Below are 15,130 nucleotides of genomic sequence, written 5' to 3' on the forward strand. Positions count from 1 at the left end.
GACCCGATCAATGAACCTCACACGTGTCGCGTTTGTCCTTGCCGTCAGCGTTTTGTGTGTCGCACACGCATCCTCGCCCTTGGCAGCATCTGAGCGGAGCCATGGGCTCTCCGCCTTCGGAGACGTCGCCCTACCAGAGGATTTCACAGCCTTCGCCTATGCCCACCCTGAAGCCCCTAAAGGCGGTGACCTGTCTCTTGTCGGTTGGGGCGGGGTAACGACCTTCAACAGTCTCAACAACTACATCCTTAAAGGCGATGCCGCTCAAGGCCTCGAACTCCTATTCGACAGCCTCATGGTGCGGGCGATGGACGAGCCAGATGCTGTCTACGGGCTCGTTGCGGAGAGCGCCACTGTTGCGGAGGACGGTAAGACGGTCACATTTTATCTTCGGCCTGAAGCCCGTTTTTCCGACGGCACCCAAGTGACGGCCGAAGATGTCGCCTTTTCTTTCGACGTCCTGAAGGAAAAGGGTCACCCGCTGTTTTCCCAGACGTTGCGCGATGTCGAAAAGGCTGAAGCACTCGACCCGACGACAGTGCGCTATACGTTCAAAGGTGACCTTGTCCGCGACCTACCGCTAACCGTCTCGGGACTGCCGATCTTCTCGAAGGCCTATTACACCGACAGGAAATTCGACGAAACGACTCTTGAGCCACCGCTTGGGTCCGGTCCCTATCTTGTCGATGACCTCAAGCAAGGCCGGAACATCACTTACAAGCGGAACCTCGACTATTGGGCGAGGGACCTGCCCGTTAACAAGGGACGTTGGAACTTCGATAAGATCCGCTTCGAGTATTTTCGCGATCGCACAGCCGGCATGGAAGCATTTAAGGCTGGCACTTACGACCTTCGTGAGGAATTCACCTCCAAGGTCTGGGCAACGGAATACGACTTCCCAGCTGTCCGGGACGGACGCGTGAAGAAAGACACGTTGCCCGACATGACGCCGTCAGGTACGCAAGGTTTTTTCCTCAATACCCGTCGTGACAAGTTCAAAGATAAGCGCGTCCGTGAAGCGCTTGGCTTGGCATTCGACTTCGAATGGACCAACCGCAACATGTTTTACAATCTCTACGACCGCACGCAGAGTTATTTTGAGAACTCACCCATGAAGGCCGAAGGAGAGCCTTCTGAGGCGGAACGCGTACTGATTGAGAATCTTGGTGTGGACGTGGATCCGGACGTTCTTGGGCCGGTTCCCGTGCCGCCGAAGAGTGATGGCTCTGGGCGCGACAGGGCGTCGCTACATCGGGCCAGCAAATTGCTTGATGAGGCCGGTTGGCGCATCAAAGATAGAAAGCGTGTCAACGAGGCGGGAGATCAGCTTACCGTCGAGTTCCTCACATTCGCGCCGACCTTCGAACGCATCATCGCCCCTTACGTCAAGAATTTGTCCCTGCTTGGGATCGATGCGCGTATCCGCCGGGTTGACCCCGCGCAGTTTCAACAACGCCTGAAAGACTTCGACTTTGACATAACGACAAGCCGCTTTGCCATGCGGATTACACCAGGCGTGGAGTTGCGAAGCTATTTCGGTTCGCGCGCCGCGGACATGGGCGGGTCGCTAAACCTCGCGGGCATAAAGGACCCAGCGGTCGACGCACTGATAGAGAAGATCATCGGCGCCCCAAGTCGCGAGGAGATGAACTCGGCCGCGCGGGCACTCGACAGGGTCCTACGCGCTGGCCACTACTGGGTCCCACATTGGTACAAGCCCTCTCACACGATTGCCTATTGGGACAAGTTCGGCAGGCCCGAGACGAAGCCCAAATTCGATCGGGGCATCCTTGATACGTGGTGGTCCGAGGACGCGCAGAATTAGAGGACCTCGGTCAATCCCTTCGAAGCGTTCGGGATTCCAAGAACTGCCGCAGGTGCGGCGCCTAAGAGCTTTGGCCGTCTCGTCCTTAGCGCTGCAGCGGAGAGCCTTACCAACTTGCAATGATTCAGAGGCTCTGTCGGGTTCCACTCGTCCCTAGAATCCAGTAAGCAAGGGCTTCGGATGCTGTTCGCGAGCCCTGAAGGGCGCCGCGGCGGCAGTCATTTTCGACCCGTATCGCAGCGACAGGAAGCCCAGCTCAATTGGCCGCCTATATCCTTCGCCGACTCTTGCTGATCATTCCAACGATGCTCGGCATCATGCTGGTGACCTTCGTCATCGTGCAATTTGCGCCGGGCGGGCCCGTCGAGCGGCTCATCGCACAGCTGACGGGTACAGACCCTGGCGCAACGGCGAATTTCAGTGGCGGCGGCAGCGACTTCGCCGGTGGTGGACAGGAGGGTATGGCTGGCGGCGACGTCGCGGGCACGTCATCGAAGTACCGCGGTGCGCAGGGGCTGGACCCTGAATTCATAGCCAGCCTTGAGAAGCAGTTCGGCTTCGACAAACCGGCTCATGAGCGCTTCGGGCAGATGATCTGGAATTATCTGCGCTTCGACTTTGGCGAAAGCTATTTCCGCGACACAAGCGTGTTGGAATTGATCGCGGAGCGTATGCCGGTTTCGATTTCTCTCGGGTTATGGATGACGCTGATTTCCTACGCGATATCCATCCCTCTCGGCATTCGGAAGGCCGTCAGCGACGGCACCCGCTTCGATATTTGGACCTCGAGCGTCATCGTTATCGGCTACGCCATCCCAGGATTCCTCGTGGCCGTGTTCCTCATTGTGCTGTTCGCGGGCGGGTCCTTCTTGCAGATCTTTCCGCTCCGGGGCCTCGTCTCTGAGGATTTCTGGTCGCTCCCTTGGTACGCAAAGATCGCCGACTATTTCTGGCACCTGGTTCTTCCACTGACGGCCATGGCGCTGTCGGCCTTCGCGACAACAACGTTCCTGACGAAAAACTCCTTTCTCGAAGAGATCCGTAAACAGTATGTCATCACGGCACGCGCCAAGGGCCTGACCGAACGGCAGGTGCTGTACGGTCATGTTTTCCGGAACGCCATGCTGATTGTGATTGCCGGGTTCCCGGGTGCCTTTATCGGTGCGTTCTTCGCCGGTTCGCTTCTGATCGAGACCATTTTCACGCTCGATGGGCTGGGGCTGCTTGGCTTCGAGTCCATCGTAAACCGCGATTACCCGGTCGTGTTCGCGACTGTGTACATCTTCTCGCTACTCGGCCTGCTGATTAACCTTCTGTCTGACCTCACCTACACCTGGGTCGATCCGCGCATCGACTTTGAGACGCGGGAGGTCTGATGGACGCGCCGACCGACGTGAGCGTCACCGAAGAGATCGCGGCGAAGGGCATCCCCCGGCCGCGTCCTTGGGTTTCGGCTCTCAACAAACGGCGCTGGCAGACGTTCAAGGCTAATCGGCGCGGCTACTGGTCTTTGTGGATTTTCCTGATCCTCTTTGTGATCAGCCTCTTCGCCGAGTTCATCGCCAACGATAAGCCCATTCTTATCGAGTATGAGGGCCAGTACTATTGGCCCGTCTTTCAGGCTTATCCGGAAACCGATTTCGGGGGGATCTTCGAGACGGAGGCAGACTATCGCGATCCTGTCGTGCAGGAGCTGATCACTGAAAAAGGCGGGTGGATGCTGTGGCCGCCAATCCGGTTCTCCTACAACACCCAAAACAAGAATCCGCCCATGGCCTTTCCGGTGAAGCCAACATGGCTTCTTTCCGATAAGGACTGCGAGCTTGCGGTCGAGAAGGGTTTCCACCCATGCGATGCCAACCTTGAATGGAATTGGCTGGGAACGGATGACCAAGGACGCGATGTCATCGCGCGGATCATTTACGGCTTTCGGATCTCGGTCCTGTTCGGATTGGTACTGACAATCTTCTCGACGATCATCGGTGTCGCCGCCGGCGCTATTCAAGGCTATTTCGGCGGCTGGACCGACCTGTTGTTCCAGCGCTTTATTGAGATTTGGACCAGCGTGCCGCAGCTTTACTTGCTCATTATCGTTGCGGCTGTCATCGAACCGAACTTCTGGATCCTGCTCGGCATCTTGCTCGCCTTCTCTTGGGTCGCCCTTGTGGGCGTCGTGAGGGCGGAGTTCCTCCGAGCACGAAATTTCGAGTATGTGACTGCGGCGCGGGCGCTGGGTCTGCCTAATGCGAAGATCATCTTCAAGCATCTGCTGCCGAACGCGATGGTTGCGACACTGACCTTCATGCCATTCATTTTGAACGGCTCCATAACAACGCTGACGTCCCTGGACTTTCTTGGATTTGGATTGCCGCCGGGGTCGCCGTCGCTCGGCGAACTCTTGGCGCAAGGCAAGGACAACCTGCAGGCCCCCTGGCTAGGGCTGACGGCTTTCTTTGTCATCGCCATCATGCTGAGTCTTTTGATTTTCGTCGGCGAGGCGGTACGCGATGCTCTCGATCCGCGCAAGACGCTGACCTGAGGCAGGACAAATGCACGGCTCGAACGATCAGGCCCTTGCCGCCAACGAGAACGAGACCAGGATGGGGCTCGCCGCACTGATTACGGGCGGGTTTATGCTTGTCGAGTTCGTCGGTGGGATCATCGCCAATTCGCTCGCGCTGATCGCCGACGCTGGCCACATGCTGACAGACTTTGCGGCGCTGGGGCTCGCATGGTTCGCCTTCCGCTTGATGCGGCATCCCGCAGACTGGAAGCGTACCTACGGATTCGATCGTTTCCAGGTTCTGGTCGCCTTCGCCAACGGTCTAGCGCTTTTCGTGATTGCCGCGTGGATCGTCTACGAGGCCATTCATCGCCTGCTGTCGGGCGACGCCCATGTCATCGGCGGCATCATGGTCGTCATCGGCATCGCCGGGCTGCTCGTGAATGTCGTGTCGTTTCTGCTTCTCCGAGGAGCGGATCGCGACAACCTTAACGTTCGGGGCGCTGTACTCCATGTCATCGGCGATATGCTGGGTTCCGTCGCAGCCTTGGTTGCTGGCGCTGTGATCATGATCACCGGATGGACGCCGATTGACCCGCTACTCTCCGTTCTTGTTGCCCTGATCATTTTGCGCAGCGCATGGTTTGTCGTAACCGAGTCCGCGCATATCCTCTTGGAGAGCGCACCAAGCGAATTGGACACGCGGAGCATTGCGCCAGACCTCATCGGCAATATCGAGGGCGTGGATGACATCCACCATGTCCATGTCTGGTCGCTCACCCAGGCCCGCAAAGTGGCAACGCTTCATGCCGTCGTCAAAGACGCAACGGACATCGAAGAGGTCGTTCGCGGCATCAAGACGAGATTGAACCGGAAGTTTGGTCTCGATCACATCACGGTCGAGGTCGAATATCGCCGTTGCGCCGACGAGATCTTCCCAAACAACCGAGCGACTTCATGAACGACAGGCCCACCCTTCTCTCCGTTGAAAGATTGTGCGTCGATTTCAACGCGGGCGACAAAGTGACAACCGCCGTCAAGGACATCTCATTCGAGATCGACCATGGGGAGACACTGGCTTTGGTTGGCGAGTCTGGGTCTGGTAAGACTGTTTCGGCCTTGTCGATTCTCCAACTGCTCCCCTACCCGGCAGCCTCGCATCCTGGTGGCGCGATCTATTTCAAGGGCGAGAACCTCTTGGGTCTGCCGCCCGACGGGCTTCGGCATGTGCGCGGCAACCAGATCTCCATGATTTTTCAGGAACCGATGACCTCACTCAATCCGCTTCATACGATCGAGCGGCAAATCGCAGAGGTTCTGAGCATCCACAAAGGGATTACGGGCGAGAAAGCGCGTGCTCGGGTGATCGATCTTCTCACCAAGGTCGGCATTCAGAATGCTGAGGAACGGCTCGGCTCGTATCCGCATCAGCTCTCTGGCGGCCAGCGTCAACGTGTGATGATCGCTATGGCGCTTGCGAACGAGCCAGATCTGCTAATCGCGGACGAACCGACAACGGCGCTCGATGTTACGATCCAGGCGCAGATCCTCGAACTGTTGTTGCAGCTCAAGGCCGAATTCAACATGGCCATGCTGCTCATCACCCACGACCTCGGGATTGTCCGAAAGATGGCGGATCGTGTTTGCGTCATGCATCAAGGCTCGATTGTCGAACGAGGCAAGACGACGGAAATTTTCGAAAACCCAAGGAACGACTACACGAAGCATCTAATTGGTTCCGAGCCAAAAGGCTCGCCGCCACCCGCCGATGTTACTGCCAAAACCATACTCAAGACGGACGATCTGAAAGTGTGGTTCCCGATCAAGCGCGGCTTTCTGCGCAAGACCGTTGGGCACGTAAAAGCCGTGGACGGGGTCGATGTCGATGTCAAAGAGGGACAGACGCTTGGTGTCGTCGGTGAGTCGGGGTCTGGCAAGACGACCCTGGGCCAAGCAATTCTACGCTTGATCTCAAGCGAGGGGCCGATCGTTTATCTGGGCGAGCGCATTGATGGCTACAACTCGAAACAAATGCGGCCTTTGCGCAAGGACCTGCAAATCGTCTTTCAGGACCCGTACGGATCTCTGAGTCCGCGCATGTCGATCGGACAGATCATCGAAGAAGGATTGCTGATTCAAAACCCGGACATATCAAGCGAAGATCGCATTGCTCGAGTCTCGCGCGCGCTAGATGAAGTCGGCCTCGACCCGAATGTACGAGACCGCTATCCGCACGAGTTCTCCGGCGGTCAACGTCAGCGCATCGCAATTGCGCGTGCGCTCGTTTTGGAGCCGAAGTTCCTGATCCTAGATGAGCCGACGTCGGCGTTGGACGTGTCGGTGCAAGCTCAAATTGTTGATCTGCTGCGCGACCTTCAGAAGCGCCACAAGCTGGCCTATCTTTTTATCAGCCACGACCTCAAAGTCGTCCGTGCACTGGCGAACTCAATTCTTGTTCTTCGTCATGGCAAAGTTGTGGAGCAAGGCCCATCGCAAGAGGTCTTCGCAAACCCGAGGACGGACTATACCAAGGCGCTACTCGCGGCCGCTTTTGAACTTGAGACGACGCCCGCCGACGCTGTTTCCACCTAGATTCGTTAGCTAGCGGCTTGGCGCTAGTCGCCGCGCACTTGTGACACGGAAACCGGCTTCCTGAATGCGTTGGCGCGCCTGCGCGAAGGGCTCGAGCTCGACCGCCATGTGAAAGGCATTTGCGTGCAGAAAGTCCTCAGTACTCGTCATAATGCCTACGTGACCCTCCCAGAAGACTAGGTCTCCACGCTTGAGGCCTGCGCCAGCCATGATGTCGAGCGGCTCGCCGGCCTCGGCCTCTTGCATGTCTGCATCGCGCGGCAACGTATGGCCTGCTGCGGCAGCAGCGAGCTGAACCAGGCCAGAGCAGTCTAGGCCGACGCTGGTGCGCCCACCCCAAAGATAGGGGGCGCCTAAGAAACGTTCTGCGATCTTCACGTAATCCGGGTCATGCGCCCCGATGACCGCAAGATGGCTGGTATAGATGAAACCTCCGCCGTCGAGCCGAGCATAACGCCCATCACTGTCCAACACAGTCACGCGGGCATTCAGACTGAGCATACGGATCGGCGGCACCTTGGCATCCGGCTCGGGAAACACGTAGGTCCGCAGAACGGCAATTCGGTGCGTGGCCGGCTTGCCCGGGTCGCCCAGCCCCTCCACTGGCACATAACCCACGTAGCCATCGTGATCGAGTTGCACCCAAGCCCAGCCGTCGGCCTCGTCGAAAACCACAAGCGTTTCCCCGTGCAGGACCTCGGTATCGAGATTCGCCTCGTCACGCGGCGCGCGGCGCAGCGGCAGTGAAGAGGCGGAAACCCGGCGGCGATCCCCTTCTGTGAAACGCTTGGCATCGATTAACCCACGCAAGGCCGCTCCGGCGAGATCGTCGCGGAAGGGATGCCGGCGTGGATCGAGCTTCGTCACGCGTTGAATTCTCCACGAAGGTACTCATAGAGCGCACGCGCGCCATGAGGCTCGCCGCCGCGAGGCCGGCCCGGCTGCTCACGCGGAACCCACCCATATATGTCGAGATGGGCATAACGCTTTGCGTGTTCAACAAAGCGCTTGAGGAACAGCGCCGCCGTTACAGAGCCTGCGAATGGCCCCTCGGAGATGTGATTGACGTCGGCAATGCTGCTCTTGAGCAACTTATCGTAGGGAGCCCAGAAAGGCATGCGCCACACGGGATCGCCGACCGCTGACGCCGCCTTGAGCATGCCTTCCGCGAATACCTCATCCGTCGCGTAGAAGGGCGGCAGGTCTGGACCCAAGGCGACACGTGCCGCGCCGGTCAGGGTCGCAAACGTGATCAGATAGTCTGGCGCTTCCTCATCGGCGAGGCTCATGGCATCGGCCAATACCAAGCGTCCCTCCGCGTCGGTATTGCCTATCTCAACTGTCATGCCGTTGCGACTAGGGAGCACGTCGCCAGGACGGAATGCGTTGCCTGCCACAGAGTTGTCTGCGGCCGGAATGAGTACGCGCAGGCGAATAGGCAGCCCCGTTCGCATAACCATCAGGGCGAAGGCCATAGCAGCAGCGGCACCGCCCATATCCTTCTTCATGAGGCTCATCGCATTCCCAGGCTTGAGATTGAGCCCGCCCGTATCGAAGCAAATGCCTTTCCCCACAATCGTAATCTTCGGGGCAGTCTCGGAGCCCCAACGAAGATCAATCAAGCGCGGAGGCCGATTGCTCGCTCGGCCAACAGCGTGGATCATTGGAAAATTGTCCGACAGTAGACTCGAGCCTTCTGTCACTTTGATCGAGGCGCCAAAGGTAGTCGTCAAATCGCGCGCCACGGATTCGAGTTCCGCGGGTCCCAGATCGTTTGCCGGCGTATTGATAAGGTTGCGCCCAAGGTAGACCCCTTCCGCTAGTGCAAGGATATGTTCCCGGTCAGCGCCTTTCGGCATCACGATACGCTTCGCCTCACTGGCGTCTCCGGACTTATAGCGTGCAAATCGGTAGCACCCCTTTAGGAAGCCGAGTACGGCGAGGTCGGGGTGCTTTAACGTGTCTGCAAATCGGTAGTCGCCTGCCGGCAGAGCGCCAGGAAGCGCGCCTGTGAGCATGGGTGCATCCTCAGCCCAATCCGGGCCACCGGTCCCAAGAAGCACTTTCTCGATCGCACCGGTCTCGTCAGGCACCAAAAGAACAGCACCTTGTGACGGCTTCCAACGACGCGACTCGATCCAACGAGCTGCACGCTCGCCAAGCCTCTCGACGTCCTCACTCGAATTGACGAGTTCAATGGGAATAGAAGGAGAGCCGTGCTCCAGCACGGAGTCTTCGAGCGTTTGGCGCATGGAATCGAGCGACAGCAGATGTGGAGGCATGAAAAATCCCGGATGAGTCTTGAAGGGGCCGCGCATTAATGGCAGGGGAGCGGAAACATGACAACGACGGAAGGCGGAACAATGACGGACACGGGCTATACGTTGGTGCTTGGCGACAAGAACTACTCGTCATGGAGCCTGCGCCCGTGGTTGTCGTTGAAGGCCTGTGGCGCGCCTTTTGCAGAGGAGCGCATCCGCCTCAGACTTCCGGACAGTAAGGCTGAGATCTTTAAGCGCTCTCCCTCCGGGAAGGTGCCGGCTCTAAAGACCGAAATCGGGGTGATCTACGACAGCCTCGCAATCGTCGAATATCTCGCGGAGCGTTACCCGAATGCGGGCCTCTGGCCGACAGACCCTGCGGCGCGCGCAGCAGCGCGATGTATCTCGGCTGAGATGCATGCGGGCTTTCAGGCCTTGCGCAACGACATGCCCATGGATCTCGTTTCGCGCTTCCCGATGCCAGATGTCAGCGAAACCCTCGCTAATAACATTCGGCGTGTTATCGCGATCTGGAAGGATACACGTGCACGCTTTGGCCATGAGGGGCCGCTGCTGTTTGGCACATTCACGAACGCCGACGCGATGTATGCCCCAATCGCGACACGCTTCCGTACCTATGGCACGCCGCTCGCCCACTACGGCGACGACGGCACTGCGGCGGATTACGTGGACGCGATCTATGCAATGCCGGATATGACCGAGTGGCTTGAGGGGGCCCGGGCCGAGATGCACGAGCGCGAACTGGTCTAAGCCGCCCAGAGCCAATTGCTTGCAGCGCCGGAGCAAAACCGTTGCAACAGATCTCAATTGGGGCTTATGTCACGGGACCTTGGGGTGCGCCGAAAACTCCCCTTTGCGTGTGGATGGGAGTTTCCAATGCGTCCGCGTCTCACGTTTTTCACCCTACGCAGTGCCGCGCTCCTGGCGTTTGGATCGCCGGGGACATCTTAGGCCCAAGAGACATCGGCCGCTAAGAAGGCACCCGCTGCGGGGGATGCCAACAAGCCGAGCACGCGCATTGCCGGAGGCTACGGCAATTGGACATTGGTGTGCGGCAAGGAGGGCGACCCAAAGACGGCGGAGGAGCGATGCTCTCTTGTCCTGCCACTGATCGAGAAGGAAACGCAGAAGCTCATCTTCCGGATGATCCTCGTCTACGGCCCCAAGGGCAATCTTGTTCTTCGCGTAGATGACCCGACGGGTGTTGCGCTCCAGCGCGGCGTCCAGATCTCGACCGATTTAGGGAAAGTCTATGGGCTGCCGTTTCAGACCTGTCTCCCAGTGGGCTGCAAAGCGCTCAACATTGTCGCCGACGATATCCGGCAGGATCTGAAGAAATCGAAAAATGCGACGATCGTTGTTCATGCGTTGAACGGCAAACAAATCCAGACCGTTGCCGAACTGAAGGGCCTCGACCTGGGCCTTGCGGCCCTGGACAAGAAAACGTACTGCGTTACTCAAGAAGAAATAGCTGCGCCAGTTCTAGGGCTGCGGCTCAAGCCGCAGCGGTGGAGACTGTCTGGTGTCCTGTGGCGCAGCGGAGAAGGACGGCGCAAGCGCACTTGGCTGCCGGGTCTGTCCTGCCGCCACCCCTCCGCTCGTGACCTGGTTGCGGCGTTTGGTGCCTCGCCTTTCACGAAGGACGAGACCCGGGAACACCAAGTCCGACGCCGGCTTTGCGTCTCCCGCGGCAAGCGGATTGTTCGCAAGGCTCATCCGAGGACTCTGTAGGGACCCCACTATCCGAAGCGGTGGCAGATGCTCTGCCAAAGAGACGACGCCCCCACCCTGTTCTTTTGCGACCGGCCCTGGGCTCACCGTGAGGTCGAGACTGTCGCGCGCAAGATTCACACCGCCGTCAGCCGTGATGTTTGCCAACGGGCTTCTAAACCTGAGATTACGGGTTGATGCAACACCATGATTGATATCGAAGCTACCGGCGAGCAGTGCGAATGGGAGTACAGCTTTGGGATCCGCGCGCAAATTTAGCGTTCCGGCCTCAAGCCCGCTCACCAAGGCAGGGGCTGCGATCCCGTCAATAGCACCCTCGGAGACTGCAAAGGCGCCGTTCCCCATAAGCGACAAGGCCATTGTTTCCCAGTCGCCGCCCTCGCCCGTGATGTTCAAGGTCAATTTTCCCTTGCCGCCCATTCGCTGCAAGCCGAGCGTGTCCCTCAGCAACGAGCGGGTATCGACATCCTCAAGCCGCAGATCGCCGGCAAAGCTTGGCACGGCGTTGTGCATGGCGACGGTCAGAGTCCCGCGTCCCTCCCCGCCGTAGAACGCCATGCGCCACATCGTGGCATCGAGCTTTCCATCTACGAAGGCAATGCTGACGGCGCTCGGACCGATACGCATGTCGTCGAGCTGAGCCTGACGGACATCCAAGTCGAGATCGGCATCAAAGAGAGGTTCGGCAGGCGTAGACTGGGCGGATGCCGTCAGTACTTGGTCGATTTCTGCTTGTGGTAGGGAAATTGTTAGGCTGGGTTGCGACACGCCTGGACCAGGCTTCAAGAGTCTCGGACCGCTCGTAACGGTCTGCGGACTCGGGGGCGGAACGACGGCCTGCTCGACCTGTGTCGAAGGCTCTGCGAGTGCAGCGTCGGAATCCGCTTGGCGCTCAGGCTGGTCTGCAGACATAGGCGCCGATGGGAACGCGTTCGCCGCTACCGACGAGACGTTGCGCCCTGCCAGCGCGAGAAGCGGGCCAAGATTGAGCTGATCGACGACAAAGGTTCCCTCGATGCGAGGGCGCGGCTCCACCAACTCCAACGTTGCGCGTCCCCCACCGCGCGCGTTTTCCTGCTCGAAACGAATCTCGCGAAGCGCAATGTCTTCGCCCGTCCACGCGACAGCGCCCATCATTTCGCCTTCACCTGAGACGGGGACGGCTCCTGACACACCTTTGAGCCAGGCGAGCAGTTGGCGAACCGAACGTGTCTTCGCAGCGAGCGTTCCTCGGCCCGACAGCCGCGGCACCGTTGCGATATTGCCCTCATAACGCATGGATAAAATATCGGTCGCGATGGCCAGTTCAAGCTGAGCCGCGTTCCGATCTGCCAGAGCGGCCAGGGACGCCAGTTTGAAATCAAATTCGATCGCCTTCCCCTTCCAGTTGGCCTGTCCGCTGCCAACCATTGGGGTCGTAGTCCCAGGCACGCTCAACGTGGCATTCACACGCTCGAAGCGTCGCGGCACAGACCGGCGCGCACTGTGAACGAGCACGGTGCCGTCACGAACGAGCACCTCCCCTATGGCGAGCTCCCGCACCGCCTCAGCGCTGTCCGACCCGCGCACTGTATCTTGAAGTAGCGTCTCGGGTGTCGAAGGGCCATCTGCGCTCAGTGAGAGCACTGGTCGATCAAAGACAATGCGCTCGATCTTCTCAGGCGCACCAAAAACCTCGAACAAACCAAGATCGATTTCGAGCTTCGAAACTTCGAGCTTGGAATCTTGGGGCGTAGCATCCGGCTTGCTGATGACGGCGTTGGTCATCAAGATATGAGGAAAGGGCGCGAAGGTAAGCCGAGTGACACCCTTTACGGTGAGATTGCGCCCCGTGTGTTCCTTGAGCAAGGATACCGCGCGCGCTTCGACCCAGTTCGAGGGGGCGAAGAGGTTCACAGCGCCGAGCACGATCGCAATCGCGGCGGCTGCACCGCATGCGAACGTTAAGCCGATCCTCCAAAGACCGCGACGGCGCGGCTGCTTCGAAAATCCGGCCAACAGCTCGACTGCGCTCAACCGAGGAGAGGCGGCCGGCAGCGATTTAGGAACAGGCACAAGCGCCCGCGAACGCGGCTGCGGCTTGTTAGAAGAATGGCGCTGCATTTATCCCCCGAACTAATTGTTCCAATCAGCCCGACAAATGCGGTGAGAATTGGAACGAATCGCGCACCCTCGCACCTCGTTGGCGCGGAACTTAGTGTGAGCCGCAGCGCACGCCAAGCCTAGCGGACAAGAATTGCATGATTCTCCCACTGAGAACGCTTGGATTGGCGCCAATTATTTCGATCCAGACTCCCGGACAGCAGCCAGCCCTCCCGCTGGTGAGCAACAATGTCGCAGCCTTATGGGATGGCGCGAACCCACATCCATCACGCCGAGGGCCAGAATCGAGAGATCAGCCGCAGGCTGCGGCCTCTGGAGAACCTTTATCTGCGAGAACTCCAGTCAAGCCGTATGTCGCTATCAAACTGGTTGGACTTGGGGAGTGTGGGCGCTGTTTTGGGATCGACCCGCTTATACACGTTCTGCATAGGTGCCAAGTTCGCATCGCGACCCCGGAGAAAACTCTGCTCGCGCACAATCGTCCAGTACGCCTTGTTGAGGTCTAATGCCCTGGATCTAGATGGGCTGATTAATTCGTAGATGTCCTTTGAGACAACTTCGTCCGTGCGAACAGAGTCGCCCGTGCCGAAAAAGCGTTTGAGCAGCTCCTTGTTCTCGCGGAACTCGTCCCCACCCCCAACCCTGCGGAAATACTGCAAGATCTCACCAACCTGCTCGCCGAGAATCGGCGCGTCGGGCATCCCATGCAGATCGATATAGCCCCAGCCTGGCGCACCGGTGACCTTACGTGCAAATGCGAATGTGCTGTCTACAGTAGCTCCAACGCTAGCGTGGCAGCCCATGCAGAACAGGCCCTCCTCAGTATTTTGGGGCCTAAGATCGCCCCGGGCATCCTCGATAAAACCCTGCACGTACCAGCCGAAGCCGTTGTCGTAGCCGAGGTCGCCAGCCTGCTTCACGCCCCCTTCAGCGTGATCCTCAGCCTTATCGTGAGCCGGGCTCAAACCGTCGTCTTCATGCTCTTCGTGCGCAAGATCTTCGTATCGCTCTCGGATCTGTTCGGGGGATAGAAGCGTGTGCTTACGCATATAGCGTAACTCCTTCAGTCGAGGAGTCGCCTCAATAGTCCCGTCCTCTCCTAGTCCCAAATAACGCACGGTATGCAGAAACTCCGTCCCCTTCGGATAGAGGAAGTGATCTACGGGAACAGTCGCTGCTGAGCCCAAATAGCTCTCAGGCCTTTTTAGCTGCGCGACCTTTGCACGAAGTTGGCCATCGCCGTCGAGGTCAACGCCGATCCGTTTCTCATCTGCGGGCGGGATCGAAAGTTCCGACAAGCCCTTGATAGCCGCCTCGGCAATGCTGAGATTGAGCAGATAGATTTCTCTATCGTAGTTGCCCTCGGCGTCGTTCCGGAATGCCTCAGGCAGACGAATCATCACGTCGTCAGTGGAGCCGTTGGTGGGCCAAAAAGTGCTGGGTAGCGGTTTGTAATTGAAGGCAACCCAACCGCTGCCGTCGCGCGCCACACCACGTTTGTCGAAAGCAGCACCAGCCTTCTCAAGATCCTCGATCTGAGGGGTGTAGCCTTGCCAACCAGATTGCTTTAGCCGCCCGGCAAGGGGCGAGTAGTTATCCCGTGATATGTAGTCGAGAATCTGCTTGTCTTCGATCTGAGCAATCAGCGGACGCCTATCCACAAAAAGGTTGGTCCAGTGATTCTTGAGGGCCACCTCAACGAAGTCATACTCGGACTGCAAGCGTTGGTCGTTCATGGCATTAAGGCGCTCGCTACCTCCGTGATCTTGGTGGCAGACGTAGCAGGGATTGAACCGGCCTTCATGTTTCGTATAGCACTGAGGCGGAACAACTGCCTCAGCATTGTACAAGTCTTCATTGGCGTGGACGGGAGTGGAGGACGCCACCAGCAACACAACCCCGATCAAGGCTGCCGAGACGGACCTACTCGCCACTAGCATGGTGTAGGCGATGCTTTCCCAGGATCGCTCAAGCTCAAGAGTTATTGGCTTTGCTTGAATGAGCGCGTGCTTATCTGAGCACTCAACAGCTTTTCTCAGTGCTCTGCTCATTTCCGTAGGTACTCTTCTACCCCGTCAGCTAGTTGCCCTGTTA

General features: G+C 58.5%; 10 protein-coding genes and 1 pseudogene. 7 read left to right on the forward strand and 4 right to left on the reverse strand.

Translation table 11 applies throughout. The features are described 5' to 3' along the window. The first annotated feature begins 10 nt into the window (after window positions 1-10). The 5 genes from AC33YF_RS03780 to AC33YF_RS03800 all read left to right on the forward strand — a co-directional run bounded on the left by AC33YF_RS03780 (window position 11) and on the right by AC33YF_RS03800 (window position 6,920). Entirely contained in the window at window positions 11-1,825 is a 1,815-nt protein-coding gene (locus AC33YF_RS03780) for an extracellular solute-binding protein (protein ID WP_491775864.1), read from the forward strand. 260 nt (window positions 1,826-2,085) lie between these two features. Beyond that, entirely contained in the window at window positions 2,086-3,201 is a 1,116-nt protein-coding gene (locus tag AC33YF_RS03785) for a microcin C ABC transporter permease YejB (protein WP_491775865.1), read from the forward strand. After that, on the forward strand, window positions 3,201-4,364 hold the full coding sequence (locus AC33YF_RS03790) for an ABC transporter permease (RefSeq protein ID WP_491775866.1): 1,164 nt from the start codon (window positions 3,201-3,203) through the stop codon (window positions 4,362-4,364). The genes AC33YF_RS03785 and AC33YF_RS03790 overlap by 1 nt, the downstream gene beginning before the upstream one ends. A gap of 10 nt (window positions 4,365-4,374) precedes the next feature. Next, window positions 4,375-5,289: a cation diffusion facilitator family transporter gene (locus tag AC33YF_RS03795; protein WP_491775867.1), complete on the forward strand. Its 915-nt coding sequence runs from the start codon at window positions 4,375-4,377 to the stop codon at window positions 5,287-5,289. Next, on the forward strand, window positions 5,286-6,920 hold the full coding sequence (locus tag AC33YF_RS03800; RefSeq protein ID WP_491775868.1) for an ABC transporter ATP-binding protein: 1,635 nt from the start codon (window positions 5,286-5,288) through the stop codon (window positions 6,918-6,920). Before AC33YF_RS03795 ends, AC33YF_RS03800 begins: the two co-directional genes overlap by 4 nt. 9 nt (window positions 6,921-6,929) lie before the next feature. Here AC33YF_RS03800 and AC33YF_RS03805 read toward each other — a convergent pair whose 3' ends face one another. Both AC33YF_RS03805 and AC33YF_RS03810 read right to left on the reverse strand, forming a co-directional pair. Further along, on the reverse strand, window positions 6,930-7,787 hold the full coding sequence (locus AC33YF_RS03805; RefSeq protein WP_491775869.1) for a C40 family peptidase: 858 nt from the start codon (window positions 7,785-7,787) through the stop codon (window positions 6,930-6,932). After that, window positions 7,784-9,202 carry a leucyl aminopeptidase family protein gene (locus AC33YF_RS03810; protein WP_491775870.1) on the reverse strand — a complete coding sequence of 473 codons (1,419 nt, stop codon included), beginning with the start codon at window positions 9,200-9,202 and terminating at the stop codon, window positions 7,784-7,786. The genes AC33YF_RS03805 and AC33YF_RS03810 overlap by 4 nt, the downstream gene beginning before the upstream one ends. Window positions 9,203-9,259: 57 nt before the next feature. On the opposite strand from AC33YF_RS03810, the gene AC33YF_RS03815 reads away from it, so the two are divergent. Continuing rightward, window positions 9,260-9,952, forward strand: a complete 693-nt coding sequence (locus AC33YF_RS03815; RefSeq protein WP_491775871.1) for a glutathione S-transferase family protein — start codon at window positions 9,260-9,262, stop codon at window positions 9,950-9,952. A gap of 297 nt (window positions 9,953-10,249) precedes the next feature. Continuing rightward, window positions 10,250-10,576: pseudogene (locus AC33YF_RS03820) on the forward strand (invasion associated locus B family protein); the annotation flags it as partial. 108 nt (window positions 10,577-10,684) lie between these two features. Here the strand turns inward: AC33YF_RS03820 and AC33YF_RS03825 are convergent. Both AC33YF_RS03825 and AC33YF_RS03830 read right to left on the reverse strand, forming a co-directional pair. Then, the gene (locus AC33YF_RS03825) at window positions 10,685-12,949 is read right to left on the reverse strand and encodes an AsmA family protein (protein WP_491775872.1); all 2,265 of its coding nucleotides are present in this window, start codon (window positions 12,947-12,949) and stop codon (window positions 10,685-10,687) included. A 410-nt stretch (window positions 12,950-13,359) separates the two neighbouring features. After that, window positions 13,360-15,087 (reverse strand): Aq_1262 family (lipo)protein, encoded by a 1,728-nt coding sequence (locus AC33YF_RS03830; RefSeq protein WP_491775873.1) that lies wholly within the window; start codon window positions 15,085-15,087, stop codon window positions 13,360-13,362. Between the last annotated feature and the right edge of the window lie 43 nt (window positions 15,088-15,130).

Source organism: Methyloceanibacter sp. (genome assembly GCF_058506495.1).